This is a genomic window from Micromonospora sp. NPDC049257 (assembly GCF_040678915.1).
Classification (GTDB): domain Bacteria; phylum Actinomycetota; class Actinomycetes; order Mycobacteriales; family Micromonosporaceae; genus Micromonospora; species Micromonospora antibiotica.
In genome coordinates this window covers 1-12,482 of sequence record NZ_JBFAQU010000002.1, presented here as the reverse complement: position 1 = coordinate 12,482, position 12,482 = coordinate 1, and the positions used below count along the sequence as shown (strand labels likewise).

Below are 12,482 nucleotides of genomic sequence, written 5' to 3'. Positions count from 1 at the left end.
ACCGAGCCGAGATCCGGGCTGCCGGCCCGGGTGGGTCAGTGCCGGCGGACGGCCTCCTCGACCAGGTCGAGCACCGGCCCCAGGTCACCGGCGGGCCGGCCCATCGCCAGGTGCAGCACCAGCCCGTCGTACGCCAGCTCCAGGAACTGGGCCAGCACGTCGATGTCGATGTCCTCGCGGAGCACCCCGGCGTCGCGTTGCCGGGCGAGCCGGTCCCGGGTCGCCTCGGCGATGGCGGCGGAGCGTTCCGCCCACCGGCGCGCGAAGGCCGGGTCGGTCCGCAGCCGCCGGGACACCTCCAGTTGGCTGCCCAGCCAGCCGGTGGTGTCGGGGGAGACCGCGCGGGCGAGCAGGTCCCGCATCACCTGGACGAGGCCGTGGCGGGCCACCGTGGAGACCATCACGGCGGCGTCGTCCTCGGCGACGGCGAGGAAGAGTGAGTCCTTGTCGCGGAAGTGGTGGAAGATCGCGCCCCGGGACAAGCCGGTCGCCTCCTCCAGCCGGCGCACGGTGGCACCCTCGTAGCCGTGCCGGGCGAAACAGGCCCGGGCCGCGCCCAGGATCTCCTGCCGGCGCGCGTCGAGCTGGTCCTGACTTACTCTGGGCACGGGTCGATCGTCGCAGGTGACCCTCCGCAAGGCAAACCGTACGTACGGCTTGCTATCGGGTCGTCACCTCGTCCTGCCGAACGCCCGTCCGGTTAGGATCGGCCGGTGCCGACAGCCCCGGTCACCTCCCCCTACCCGCCCACCGCCCCCATCCGGCCCCGGCAGCCCGACGGTCGCCGGCGGGCGGTTCGACCCTGTCGGCGGCGGTCCTTCCTCCCGTAAGGTGCCTCAGTGCCGTTGCTCCTGCTCGACCTGGACAACACCCTGCTCGACCGGGCCGGGCCGTTCCGCGCCTGGGCCGAGGGTTTCCTGGCCGAGATCGGCGCCCCGGCCACCGACATCGACTGGCTGCTGTCCATCGACGCCGACGGCCTCACCGACCGGTGGGACATCGCCGACGCCATCCGGGACCGCTACGCGCTGCGCATCCCCTCCATCGACCTGGTCGAGGAGCTGCACGACGGGGTGGTCGGCTACACCCGGCTGGACCCGCTGGTCGCCTGCGCGCTGCGGATCGCCGACGACGCCGGGTGGCTGCCGGTGGTGGTCACCAACGGCTCGGTCCGGCTGGAAGACGCCAAGATCAGGCAGACCGGCCTCGACCGCTACGTCGCCGACTGGGTGATCTCCGAGGAAGCCGGGGTGAGCAAGCCCAACCCCCGGATCTTCGCGCTGGCCGCCCAACGGGCCCGGTTGCCGCTGCGTGGCGCGTGGGTGGTGGGCGACAGCCCGGAGGCGGACATCGGCGGGGCCGCCGCGGTCGGCCTGCCCAGCGTCTGGCTGCACCGGGGGCGCAGCTGGACCGACGGGCGGTTCGCCCCCACCCGTACCGTCGACTCGTTGATCGCGGCGGTCTCGGTGGTGCTCGCCGGGGGGTAATCCGGTTGTGCGCCGGGCGGGGTATCGGTCAGCATGGGCCCGCGCGGGAGCGCGCAGCCGGGCGGGGCCCGGTCGAGGAGAGGAGGTCGGTCATGGCCGTCTTTGCAGGGTCGTACCACCTGCCCTCACCAGCCTCGACCAAGGGATCACCAGCACCGTGCGCGAACACGACCTCCCGGCGCCGCAGCGCCGTGGCCGCGGCAGAAGCCGCTTCGACGACGACGAGACACCCTTCCTGACGTACGGCCGGCAGCCGGCCGGCACCGCACCCGAGGACGAGCCCGAGCCCGAGCCCGAGGACCACTGGTCCTCCTGGGACGAGGCCGTGCACGGTCCGGAACCGCACCCGCCGTGGCTCGTCACCGAGCTGGCCGCCCGGGACACCGAACTCGGTGTGCTCAAGACCGGCAAGGAGGCGGACGTGCACCTCGTCCGCCGGGCGGTGCCCGACACCGACCGGTCCTGCCTGCTGGCCGTCAAGCGGTACCGCGACGCCCAGCACCGGCTCTTCCACCGCGACGCCGGCTACCTGGAGGGACGCCGGGTGCGCCGGTCCCGGGAGAACCGGGCGATGGCCGGCCGGACGGCGTTCGGCCGGCAGATGATCGCCGGGCAGTGGGCGGCGGCCGAGTTCGCCGCGCTGTCCCGGCTCTGGGAGATCGGTGCGGAATCCGGGCGGATCGCCGTGCCGTACCCGGTGCAGCTGCTCGGCACCGAGCTGATGCTGGAGTTCGTCGGCGACCCCGACGAGGGGACCGCCGCACCCCGGCTGGCCCAGGTACGCCCCGACCCGGCCCCGCTGCGCTCCCTCTGGGAGCAACTGGTGGACGCCCTGGTGGTGCTGGCCCGGGCCGGCTACGCCCACGGCGACCTGTCGCCGTACAACCTGCTGGTGCACGCCGGGCGGCTCGTCATGATCGACCTGCCGCAGGTGGTCGACGTGGTGGCCAACCCGCAGGGACCGGAGTTCCTGGCCCGCGACGTGCGGGTGGTGGCGACCTGGTTCACCGCCCGGGGGCTGCCCGCCGCCGACACCGACCCGGCCGCCCTCACCGAGCTGCTGCTGCGCGAGGCGGGGGTGCGCTGAACGGGTGACGTCCCGGACGGCAACCGGCCGTCCGGGACGTCGGGGCGTCACTGGAGGTAACGCTCGACCTCCGACACCGGTCGGGCCCCCTGGGCCTCCGGGTCGCCGTGGGCCTCCCGGGCCGCCCGGCGGCGGCGCAGCAGGTCCCAGCACTGGTCCAGCGACTCCTCCAGCGCGCGCAGGTGTTCCTTGGCCTCGTCGTCGGTGCCGGATTCGTGGTCCTGGGCGGCCGAGCGGAGCCGGTGCTCCTCGTCGACCAGTTCCGAGATCCGATGCAGGATGGTCTTGTCGTCCATGCCCCTGAGCCTGGCACAGCAGGGTCGCCCGCGCCCGTGTTCGGGGCCGGCCGGTCCGCCGGCGGCCAGACCGGCCGTGGCCCGCGCCGGGTGGTCGCCGGGTCGGCTGCCTCCGGGGGTGCCGGCACCATCCACGGTGGTCACCATCGCCCCAGGACCTGCGGCACCGGCCCCGCCTCCATGATCAGCATGGCTTGAGCGATGGTGGTGCCGACTGCTAGCGTGCGCCGGGTTCAGGTGTGCCGTGACGCGTCGGGCGTCCGGTGGCCACGGTCCGGCCCGGGGGCGGTGTGATGGGTTCCGGCAGCACGCGTCTGCGTACCAAGATCGTGGCCCTGCTCACCTCCCTCGTCGCGCTCTGGTCCTTCGCCGCGTGGGTGACCGTCGGTGACGGCTTCAACCTGCTCTGGGTGCAGACCCTCAACAGCCGGGTGGCCGACCCCGGGGAGTCGCTGCTCACCGCGCTCCAGGAGGAGCGGCGGCTCGCCAACGCCTACCTGGGTGAACGGGCCCAGCGGCAACTCGATGCGTTGAGCACCCAGTGGCAGCGCACCGACCAGGTGGCGGACGAGTTCGGCACCTCGGTGGGCAGTTGGCAGGCCGAGCTGGCCACCGGCGAGGACACCCGCCGCCGGGTCGACGAGGTGCTGACCGGCCTGAGTGGCCTGACCGGCATCCGGGAGTCGGTGCGCGACGCCGAGATGACCCGGGCCGAGGCGTCCGCCGCGTACACCGGGGTCCTCGCCGGGGTGCTGCGGATGTACGGCTCGCTGGGGCAGCTCGACGACACGCGGATCGCCGCGGAGAGCGAGACCCTGGTCGACCTCTACCAGGTGCGGGAGCTGATCTCCCAACAGGATGCCCTGATCACCGGCGTGCTCGCGGCCGGCCGGATGACCGGCGACGAGTACGCCCGCTTCACCCAACTGGTCGGCGCCCAGCGCTACCAGACGGCGGAGGCGGTCGCCGAGCTGTCCCCGGCCGACCGGGTCCGCTACGACCAGCTCGCCGGCTCGGACGCGGTGGCCCGGTTCCGGCTGCTGGAGGACCGGGTGATCCAGCAGGCCCGGTCGGGCACCACCCTGCCGCTGACCGAGCAGGAGTGGCAGTCGACCGTTGGGCCGGCGATGCAGGCGCAGGTGGACTTCGGGGTGAGCGTCGGCGACGCGCTCATCGACCGGGCCACCCCGGTCGCGGTGGGCGTCATCGTCCGGCTGGTGCTCGCCGCCGGCCTCGGCCTGATCGCCGTGATCGCCTCGATCGTGGTGTCGATCAGCACCGCCCGGCACCTGGTCCGGCAGCTGGCCCGGCTGCGCGACGCCGCGCTGCGGCTGGCCCACGAACAGCTGCCCGGAGTGGTGGACCGCCTCGGCCACGGCGAGGACGTCGACGTGGCCCGCGAGGCCCCGCCGCTGGACTTCGGCGACGACGAGATCGGTCAGCTGGGCCGAGCCTTCAACGCCGTCCAGGAGACCGCCATCCGCACGGCGGTCGAGCAGGCCGAGCTGCGCCGCAACGTCCGGGGGGTGTTCCTCAGCCTGGCCCGGCGGACCCAGGCGCTGGTGCACCGCCAGCTCACCCTGCTCGACGCGATGGAACGGCGCGAACACGACGCCGGGGAACTGGAGGACCTGTTCCGGGTCGACCATCTGGCCACCCGGATGCGGCGCAACGCGGAGAACCTCATCGTGCTCTCCGGCGCCACCCCGGGTCGGGCGTGGCGACGCAACGTGCCGATGGTGGACGTGGTGCGCGGCGCGGTCGCCGAGGTCGAGGACTACACCCGGGTGGACGTGCTGCCGCTCGGCCCGGTCGCGCTCGCCGGCCGGGCGGTCGGTGACGTGATCCACCTGCTCGCCGAGCTGATCGAGAACGGCCTGTCCTTCTCCCCGCCGAACACCACCGTCGAGGTGCGGGGTCACCTGGTGACCGCCGGGTTCGCCATCGAGATCGAGGATCGTGGTCTGGGTCTGACCGGTGAGGAACTGCTCGCCGCCAACCGCCGCATCGTGGACCGGTCCGAGTTGAACCTGGCCGACGCCGCCCGCCTCGGGCTGTACGTGGTGAGCCGGCTGACCGAGCGGCACGGGGTGAAGGTGCAGCTCAAGGAGTCCGCCTACGGGGGGACCACCGCCGTGGTGCTGATCCCGGCGGAGCTGGTCGTGCCGGGGGACCCGAGCCCGTCCGGCGCGCTTCCGGTGGTCGCCCGACGCCCGGCCACCGCCGAGGCCACACCGGCGGCCGACGCGGGGCCCCCGGTGAGCCCGAGGGCCGTACCGCCGTCGGACGCGGTGACCCCGGCGGGCCTGCCGGCCCGGTCCCGTAAGCGACGCCCGGCGCAGGACGCGCTGCACGCGCCGACCGTCCCGACCGGTCTGCCGGTGACCGTCGCCCGACCGTCCACCCCGACCGTCGCGGTGGCCGGGGACGCACGGACGGCGGACGCCGACGCCGACCCGCCGTCGCCTACTGTGGAGGGGCCGGTGACCGACGCGGGCCTGCCGGTGCGGGTACGACAGGCGAACCTGGCGCCCGAGCTGCGGGACCCCCCGACCGGTGGGGAGACCGGGGCCGGTGCTGCGGTCCGGCGCGCACCCGAGCAGGTGCGCCAGATGATGAGCGCCTACCAGTCGGGCACCCGACGCGGCCGGACCGACGCGGCCCGGCTGTCGGAGGGCACCCGCAGCGGTGACCGGTCGGACGACGCAGACCGCCCGGCCACCTGACGGCGTCGCGACGGACGCGACGTCCACGGGGTCACGGCAACCGAGCACGGCGGAACCGCCGGGGAAGAGGACGACGAGTGGGGCAGACGACGGCATCCGGTGCCGACCTGACGTGGTTGCTGGACGATCTGGTCGGCCGGGTGAAGCAGGCCGAGCACGCCGTCGCGCTCTCCACCGACGGCCTGCTGATGGCCGCGTCCGAGGGGATGGGCCGCGACGACGGGGAACACCTCGCCGCGATGGCCGCCGGCATCCAGAGCCTGGCCCGGGGCGCCGGCAAACGGTTCGGCGGCGGGCAGGTCCAGCAGACCATCATCGAGATGGAGTCCTCGTTCCTGTTCGTCACCGCGGCCGGGCCGAACGCGTGCCTGGCGGTGCTCGCCGGCACCGACGCCGACGTCGGCCTGATCGCGTACGAGATGGCGATGCTGGTCGCCCGGGTGGGTAAGTACGTGGCGTCCCCGGCCCGGGGTGTCGACCAGTCGTCCGGTGGGAGCTGACCGCGATGGCCGCCGACGGCGACCCCGCGGACGAGCAGTGGGTCGACGACCACGCGGGCCCGGTGGTCCGCCCGTACGCGGTCACCCGGGGCAGGGCCCGCCCGGTGGCCGGCTCGTTCGACCTGATCTCGCTGGTCACGGCGACCCGGACGAACGCGGTCGAGGAGGCCGGGCTGGGGCCCGAACACGTGGCGATAGTGGCGCTGACCCAGCGCATGCAGTCGGTGGCCGAGGTCGCGGCCCGACTGGACCTGCCGGTGGGCACCGTACGGGTGCTCCTCGGTGACCTGGTGGCACGGGACCTGGTCCGGGTACAGGAACCCCGGGAGCCGGCCGGTGTCAACGACGAGAGCATCTACGAGGCGGTGATCAATGGACTACGGGCGCTCTGAACGTCCGGCGGGGGCACGGGTGCTGCCCACCGCGCTCAAGGTTCTGGTGGCGGGTGGGTTCGGGGCCGGCAAGACGACACTGGTCGGTGCGGTGAGTGAGAGCCGTCCGCTGCGTACCGAGGAGGTGCTGACCGAGACCGGCATCGGGGTCGACGACCTGTCCGGGGTGGAACGTAAGAGCACCACCACGGTGGCGATGGACTTCGGCCGGATCACCATCAGCGACGACCTGGTGCTCTACGTGTTCGGCACCCCCGGTCAGGACCGCTTCTGGTTCCTGTGGGACGAGTTGGCGGTGGGTGCGCTCGGCGCGGTGGTGCTGGCCGACACCCGCCGGTTGGCCGACTGCTTCCCCTCGATCGACTACTTCGAGGGGCGGGGCACCCCGTTCGTGGTGGCGGTGAACTGTTTCGAGGGGGCCCGGCGGTTCGGCCTCGACGAGGTGCGTACGGCGTTGGACCTGGACCCGGAGGTGCCGCTGCTGCTCTGCGACGCCCGGCAGCGGGAGTCCAGCCGCAACGTGCTGATCACCCTGCTGGAGCACGCCATGAAGACCCGGAACTCCCGGCGGCGCGCGGTCGGCGGCCGCTGACGACGGTCGCGACCCGACGCCACCCGTCGACGGGAACGGGCCCCCTCCACGCTGGAGAGGGCCCGTTTCGTACGCCGACGTCAGCTGGCGATCATGCGGCGCAGCACGTACTGGAGGATGCCCCCGTGGCGGTAGTAGTCCGCCTCGCCGGGGGTGTCGATCCGGACCACCGCGTCGAACTCCACGCCGGTGTCGGTGCTGACCCGCACCGTACGCGGGGTGTCGCCGTCGTTGAGCGCGGTGACGCCGGTGATGGAGAAGGTCTCCGTGCCGGTGAGACCGAGCGACTCGGCGGTGGTGTCCACCGGGAACTGCAACGGCAGCACGCCCATGCCGATCAGGTTGGACCGGTGGATGCGCTCGTAGGACTCGGCGATGACCGCCCGGACGCCGAGCAGCATGGTGCCCTTGGCTGCCCAGTCCCGGGACGAACCGGAGCCGTACTCCTTGCCGGCCAGGATGACCAGCGGGACGCCGGCGGCCTGGTAGGCGGTGGAGGCGTCGTAGATGGAGGTCTGCTCACCGGTCAGGTGGTTGACGGTGAAGCCGCCCTCCACACCGGGGACCAGCTGGTTACGCAGCCGGATGTTGGCGAAGGTGCCCCGGATCATCACCTCGTGGTTGCCCCGGCGGGAGCCGTACGAGTTGAACTCGTGGCGCGGCACGCCGTGCTCGGCGAGGTAGCTGCCGGCGGGGGAGTCGGCCTTGATCGCGCCGGCCGGGGAGATGTGGTCGGTGGTCACCGAGTCACCCAGCTTGGCCAGCACCCGGGCGTCGGCGATGTCGACGACCGGGCTCGGCTCCTGCTGCATCCCCTCGAAGTACGGGGGCTTACGGACGTAGGTGGAGTCGTCGGCCCAGGCGAACGTGTCGCCGGTCGGGGTGGGCAGCGACTGCCACCGCTCGTCACCGGCGAACACGTCGGCGTAGGCGGCGCTGAACCCGGTCGCGCCGATCGCCTGGGCGATGACGTCCTGGATCTCGGCGCTGTTGGGCCAGATGTCGCGCAGGTAGACCGGGTTGCCCTCGGTGTCCTCGCCGAGCGGCTCGTTGGCCAGGTCGATGTCCATCGTGCCGGCCAGCGCGTACGCCACCACCAGCGGCGGGGACGCCAGGTAGTTCATCTTGACGTCCGGGTTGATCCGGCCCTCGAAGTTCCGGTTGCCCGACAGCACCGACACGACGGCCAGGTCGCCCTCGTTGACGGCGGCGGAGACCTCCTCCGGCAGCGGGCCGGAGTTGCCGATGCAGGTGGTGCAGCCGTAGCCGACCAGGTTGAAGCCGAGCTTGTCCAGGTAGGGCGTGAGGCCGGCCCGCTCGTAGTAGTCCATGACGACCTTGGAGCCGGGTGCCAGGGTGGTCTTGACCCACGGCTTGCGGCTCAGGCCCTTGTCGACGGCGTTGCGGGCCAGCAGGGCGGCACCGATCATCACCTGCGGGTTGGACGTGTTGGTGCAGGAGGTGATCGCGGCGATGACCACCGCGCCGTGGTCCAGCTCGTACTCCACCCCGTCGCTGCCGGTGACCCGGACCGGGTTGCTGGCCCGGCCCCCGGCGCCGACGGCGGCGGTCTCCAGGTCGCGCGGCTCGTCGGCGGGGTCGCTGAAGTCGTTGGCGGGCGGGTCGCTGGCCGGGAACGACTCGGCGCTGGCCTCGTCGGCCGGGCCGTTCGCGCCCCGGGGGAGCTGCTCGCGGGCGACGCCGGGCTTGAGGTCGCGCTCACCGGCGGAGTCGTCGGCGACGTAGTCGGTCAGCGCCGAGCGGAACAGCGTCTTGGCGACCCCGAGCGGCACCCGGTCCTGCGGGCGCTTGGGCCCGGCCAGGGACGGCTCGATCGTGCCCAGGTCCAGCTCCAGGCGCTCGGAGTACTCCGGCTCGTGGTCCGGGTCGTGCCAGAGACCCTGCTCCTTGGCGTACGCCTCGACGAGCGCCACCTGGGAGGCGTCGCGGCCGGTCAGTTCCAGGTAGCGGACGGTCTCGGCGTCGATCGGGAAGATCGCGACGGTGGAGCCGTACTCGGGGGACATGTTGCCGATGGTGGCCCGGTTGGCCAGCGGCACGGCGCTGACGCCGGGGCCGTAGAACTCGACGAACTTGCCGACGACGCCGTGCTTACGCAGCATCTCGGTGATGGTGAGCACCAGGTCGGTGGCGGTGGTGCCGGCCGGCATCTCGCCGTGCAGTTTGAAGCCGACGACCCGGGGGATCAGCATGCTGACCGGCTGGCCGAGCATCGCGGCCTCGGCCTCGATGCCGCCGACGCCCCAGCCCAGCACGCCCAGGCCGTTGACCATGGTGGTGTGCGAGTCGGTGCCGACCACGGTGTCCGGGTACGCCTGCATGACTCCAGACGCCTCTGCGCGCGCCATGATCGTGCGGGCCAGGTACTCGATGTTGACCTGGTGCACGATGCCGGTGCCCGGGGGGACGACCTTGAACTCGTTGAACGCGCTCTGGCCCCAGCGCAGGAACTGGTAGCGCTCCCTGTTGCGCTCGTACTCCAGCTCGACGTTGCGGGCGAAGGCGTCCTCGCGGCCGAACAGGTCGGCGATGACCGAGTGGTCGATGACCAGCTCGGCCGGGGCCAGCGGGTTGACCTTGGTGGCGTCGCCGCCCAGCTCGCGGACGGCCTCACGCATGGTGGCCAGGTCGACCACGCAGGGCACGCCGGTGAAGTCCTGCATCAGCACCCGCGCCGGGGTGAACTGGATCTCCACGCTCGGGTCGGCGGTGGGGTCCCACGCGCCGAGCTGGGAGATGTGGTCGGCGGTGATGTTCGCGCCGTCCTCGGTCCGCAGCAGGTTCTCCAGCAGGATCTTCAAGCTGTAGGGCAGCCTGTCGTGCCCCGGCACCTGGCCGATCCTGAAAATCTCGTAGCTCGCGTCTCCGACGCGTAGCTGGGTCTTCGCACCGAAGGTGTCGAGGCTCGCCACGTCGTACTCCTTCACACCAGCGACCGTGAGTAGTCCTGAGCAGTCTGTCGCACCAGGCGGAGGGCCGCCCAGGTTAGGTAACACTTACTGCCGATTCGTCGTCTTCCAACAAAACCGTACGTCCGTCTTGCTATTCACGCAACCTCGTGCCAGGGTTCGGGACGAGGAGGTGCCACCATGATCCATCATGTGCTGCTCGCCTGCCCGCCCGGTGCCGAGGACTCGTCCCGGGCCTTCTACGTGGGCATCCTCGGCCTGACCGAGAAACCCAAACCCCCGACCCTCGCCGCCCGTGGCGGCTGCTGGTTCACCGGGTACGACGTTGAACTGCACCTCGGCGTCGAGAACGACTTCCGGCCCGCCCGCAAGGCGCACCCGGCGCTGCTGCGCCCCGACCTCGACGCCCTCGCCGACCGGCTGGCCCGCGCCGGCCACCCGGTCACCTGGGGTGACGACGACGAGCTGCCCGGGATGCGCCGCTTCCACACCGCCGACCCGCACGGCAACCGGCTGGAGTTCGTCGCCCCGCTGCCCGACCGGACGACCCGGCCGGCGGCCCCCGGTCGCTGAGCGCCACCGTGTCGGACCCGGCCGCTACGGTGTGCCGATGGTGTCGGTCAAGCAGGTCCAGGTCACCTTCGACTGCGCGGAGCCCGAACGGGTCGCCCGCTTCTGGTGCGAGGCGCTCGGTTACGTCGTCCCGCCACCGCCGCCGGGGTTCGCCGACTGGGGCGCGTTCGACAGGTCCCTGCCGCCCGAGCGGCAGGGCTCCGCGTTCGCCTGCGTCGACCCCACCGGTGCGGGCCCGCGACTGTTCTTCCAGCGCGTGCCCGAGGGCAAGGTGGTCAAGAACCGGCTGCACCTCGACGTGCGGATCGGCCCCGGCCTGGTCGGTGAGCAGCGGTTGGCCGCGCTGGAGGCGGAGTGCGCCCGGCTGGTCGCCCTCGGCGCGACCCGGGTACGCCTGCTGCCCGCCGGCGGCTACGACGAGTCGTGCCTGGTGATGCAGGACGTCGAGGGCAACGAGTTCTGCCTCGACTGAGCCACCGCGGCCGCGCCGCACTATCGTTTCCGCGTGCACATCCGTTTCGACGTCCCCGCCGACCCCGCCTACCCGGGTCGGGTGGCCGCCGCGCTCGGCAGCGTCCGGCTGCGCCGGTTCACCCTCATCGGCGTGGCGCTGGCGGCGGCCGGGGCGGTCGGCCTGCTCGTCTCCCGGGGTGGCCGGCTCTCGTCGCTGTGGCTGGTGCTGCTCGTGGGCGGGCTGCTGTCGATGCTCTACGCGCCCTGGGTGCGCTGGCGGGCCCGACGCCGCTCCGACGACTACGCGGTCGAGGGCGGCTACGACATCACCGACGACAACATCATGATGCGCAGCGGCTCGGAGTCCGGCGGCATCGCCTGGGACGGGGTGGCCCGGGTGCGGGAGGCCGGCGACTTCTGGATCGTGTACGTCGGCCGGATGCCGGCGACGGTGATCCCCCGCTGGCTGATGCCCGCCGAGGACGCCGCGACGTTGCACAGCTTCATGACCGCCCGGGGCCTGCTCGAACCCCGCTGACCGCACCGTGTTCCCGGGGGCCCGCCCTACCCGCCCGGCGCGGGTAGGGTTCGAGGTCGGGTCGGAAGGGGTGCCGTAGTGGTCGACGTTCAGCACTGGCTCGTAGCACTTCCCCCGGGGGTGGTCTACCTGATCGTCGCCGGGGTGATCGGCGTCGAGAGCATGGGTGTCCCGTTGCCGGGCGAGATCGTGCTGGTCAGCTCCGCCCTGCTGGCCGCGACCGGGGTGGTCGAGCCGCACTGGGTCGCCACCGCCGCGGCGTTCGGCGCGATCGTCGGCGACTCCGTCGGCTATGCGGTGGGTCGCCGGGGCGGCCGTCCGCTGCTGGCCCGGCTGGGCCGGCGCTTCCCGAAACACCTGGGCCCCGCACAACTCGCCCGAGCCGAGCAGAGCTTCGCCCGGCACGGCGTCTGGGCGGTGTTCTTCGGCCGGTTCGTCGCCCTGCTGCGCATCCTGGCCGGGCCGCTGGCCGGCGCGCTGCACGTGCCGTACCGGCGGTTCCTGGTGGCCAACGCGGCCGGCGGCCTGGTCTGGGCCTTCGGCACCACCTACCTGCTCTACACCCTGGGCCGGGCGGCCGAGCACTGGCTCAAGGACATCTCCTGGGCCGGCCTGGTCCTGGCCGTACTCGGCGGGGTGGCCAGCACCTGGTGGCTGCGCCGCCGAGCCCGCCGCCTGGAGTCGACGACGACCACCGACGAGGCCGAACCGGTGGCGGCCGGCACCGACCGCTGAGCTGCAACCGGGCGCGGGAGCCGGCCGTACCGACGACGATCGGGCCGCCCCCGGGTGGGGGGCGGCCCGATCGGTGTCCGAGGTCAGGACGAGTAGCGGGTCAGGAGGTGTAGCCGCGGGTGGCGATCCAGTCGGCGAGGTTGTCGACGCTCATCCGGTAGGACGCGGTGTTC

13 protein-coding genes are annotated in these 12,482 nt (G+C 72.8%); 10 read left to right on the top strand and 3 right to left on the bottom strand.

Going from position 1 to position 12,482, the window contains the following annotated elements:
* Window positions 1-35: 35 nt before the first annotated feature.
* Window positions 36-608 (bottom strand): TetR/AcrR family transcriptional regulator, encoded by a 573-nt coding sequence (locus tag AB0K25_RS04005; protein ID WP_208569172.1) that lies wholly within the window; start codon window positions 606-608, stop codon window positions 36-38.
* A gap of 231 nt (window positions 609-839) precedes the next feature.
* Here AB0K25_RS04005 and AB0K25_RS04000 point away from each other — a divergent pair, with 231 nt between their 5' ends.
* On the top strand, window positions 840-1,487 hold the full coding sequence (locus AB0K25_RS04000; RefSeq protein WP_219463695.1) for an HAD-IA family hydrolase: 648 nt from the start codon (window positions 840-842) through the stop codon (window positions 1,485-1,487).
* Window positions 1,488-1,644: 157 nt separating this feature from the next.
* Window positions 1,645-2,574, top strand: coding sequence for an RIO1 family regulatory kinase/ATPase (locus AB0K25_RS03995; RefSeq protein WP_363818321.1), 930 nt, complete (start codon window positions 1,645-1,647; stop codon window positions 2,572-2,574).
* 47 nt (window positions 2,575-2,621) lie between these two features.
* Here the strand turns inward: AB0K25_RS03995 and AB0K25_RS03990 are convergent, their stop codons facing one another.
* Window positions 2,622-2,870, bottom strand: coding sequence for a DUF2630 family protein (locus AB0K25_RS03990; RefSeq protein ID WP_208569169.1), 249 nt, complete (start codon window positions 2,868-2,870; stop codon window positions 2,622-2,624).
* 293 nt (window positions 2,871-3,163) lie between these two features.
* Between AB0K25_RS03990 and AB0K25_RS03985 the strand changes: the two genes are divergently transcribed.
* The 4 genes from AB0K25_RS03985 (at window position 3,164) to AB0K25_RS03970 (ending at window position 7,080) form a co-directional block, all read left to right on the top strand.
* Window positions 3,164-5,596, top strand: coding sequence for a nitrate- and nitrite sensing domain-containing protein (locus tag AB0K25_RS03985; RefSeq protein ID WP_363818317.1), 2,433 nt, complete (start codon window positions 3,164-3,166; stop codon window positions 5,594-5,596).
* Between the two features lie 77 nt (window positions 5,597-5,673).
* Window positions 5,674-6,096: a roadblock/LC7 domain-containing protein gene (locus AB0K25_RS03980; RefSeq protein WP_208569167.1), complete on the top strand. Its 423-nt coding sequence runs from the start codon at window positions 5,674-5,676 to the stop codon at window positions 6,094-6,096.
* Between the two features lie 5 nt (window positions 6,097-6,101).
* Window positions 6,102-6,488, top strand: coding sequence for a DUF742 domain-containing protein (locus AB0K25_RS03975; protein WP_208569166.1), 387 nt, complete (start codon window positions 6,102-6,104; stop codon window positions 6,486-6,488).
* The gene (locus AB0K25_RS03970; RefSeq protein WP_208569165.1) at window positions 6,469-7,080 is read left to right on the top strand and encodes an ATP/GTP-binding protein; all 612 of its coding nucleotides are present in this window, start codon (window positions 6,469-6,471) and stop codon (window positions 7,078-7,080) included. Before AB0K25_RS03975 ends, AB0K25_RS03970 begins: the two co-directional genes overlap by 20 nt.
* Before the next feature lie 80 nt (window positions 7,081-7,160).
* On the opposite strand, the gene AB0K25_RS03965 is transcribed toward AB0K25_RS03970, so the two are convergent.
* On the bottom strand, window positions 7,161-10,028 hold the full coding sequence (locus tag AB0K25_RS03965; protein ID WP_219463691.1) for an aconitate hydratase: 2,868 nt from the start codon (window positions 10,026-10,028) through the stop codon (window positions 7,161-7,163).
* Window positions 10,029-10,190: 162 nt separating this feature from the next.
* Between AB0K25_RS03965 and AB0K25_RS03960 the strand changes: the two genes are divergently transcribed.
* The 4 genes from AB0K25_RS03960 (at window position 10,191) to AB0K25_RS03945 (ending at window position 12,309) form a co-directional block, all read left to right on the top strand.
* The gene (locus AB0K25_RS03960; protein ID WP_363818312.1) at window positions 10,191-10,583 is read left to right on the top strand and encodes a VOC family protein; all 393 of its coding nucleotides are present in this window, start codon (window positions 10,191-10,193) and stop codon (window positions 10,581-10,583) included.
* Between the two features lie 37 nt (window positions 10,584-10,620).
* The gene (locus tag AB0K25_RS03955) at window positions 10,621-11,055 is read left to right on the top strand and encodes a VOC family protein (protein WP_219470198.1); all 435 of its coding nucleotides are present in this window, start codon (window positions 10,621-10,623) and stop codon (window positions 11,053-11,055) included.
* 33 nt (window positions 11,056-11,088) lie between these two features.
* Window positions 11,089-11,574: a YcxB family protein gene (locus AB0K25_RS03950; RefSeq protein WP_219463689.1), complete on the top strand. Its 486-nt coding sequence runs from the start codon at window positions 11,089-11,091 to the stop codon at window positions 11,572-11,574.
* 78 nt (window positions 11,575-11,652) lie between these two features.
* Window positions 11,653-12,309, top strand: a complete 657-nt coding sequence (locus tag AB0K25_RS03945) for a DedA family protein (protein WP_208569160.1) — start codon at window positions 11,653-11,655, stop codon at window positions 12,307-12,309.
* The last annotated feature ends 173 nt before the right edge of the window (window positions 12,310-12,482 follow it).

Excerpts from the sequence above, each read along its gene's own strand:
- AB0K25_RS03990 (WP_208569169.1), bottom strand. The coding sequence starts at position 2,870 with ATGGACGACAAGACCATCCTGCATCGGATCTCGGAACTGGTCGACGAG.
- AB0K25_RS03985 (WP_363818317.1), top strand. The coding sequence starts at position 3,164 with ATGGGTTCCGGCAGCACGCGTCTGCGTACCAAGATCGTGGCCCTGCTC.
- AB0K25_RS03975 (WP_208569166.1), top strand. The coding sequence starts at position 6,102 with ATGGCCGCCGACGGCGACCCCGCGGACGAGCAGTGGGTCGACGACCAC.
- AB0K25_RS03970 (WP_208569165.1), top strand. The coding sequence starts at position 6,469 with ATGGACTACGGGCGCTCTGAACGTCCGGCGGGGGCACGGGTGCTGCCC.
- AB0K25_RS03960 (WP_363818312.1), top strand. The coding sequence starts at position 10,191 with ATGATCCATCATGTGCTGCTCGCCTGCCCGCCCGGTGCCGAGGACTCG.
- AB0K25_RS03955 (WP_219470198.1), top strand. The coding sequence starts at position 10,621 with ATGGTGTCGGTCAAGCAGGTCCAGGTCACCTTCGACTGCGCGGAGCCC.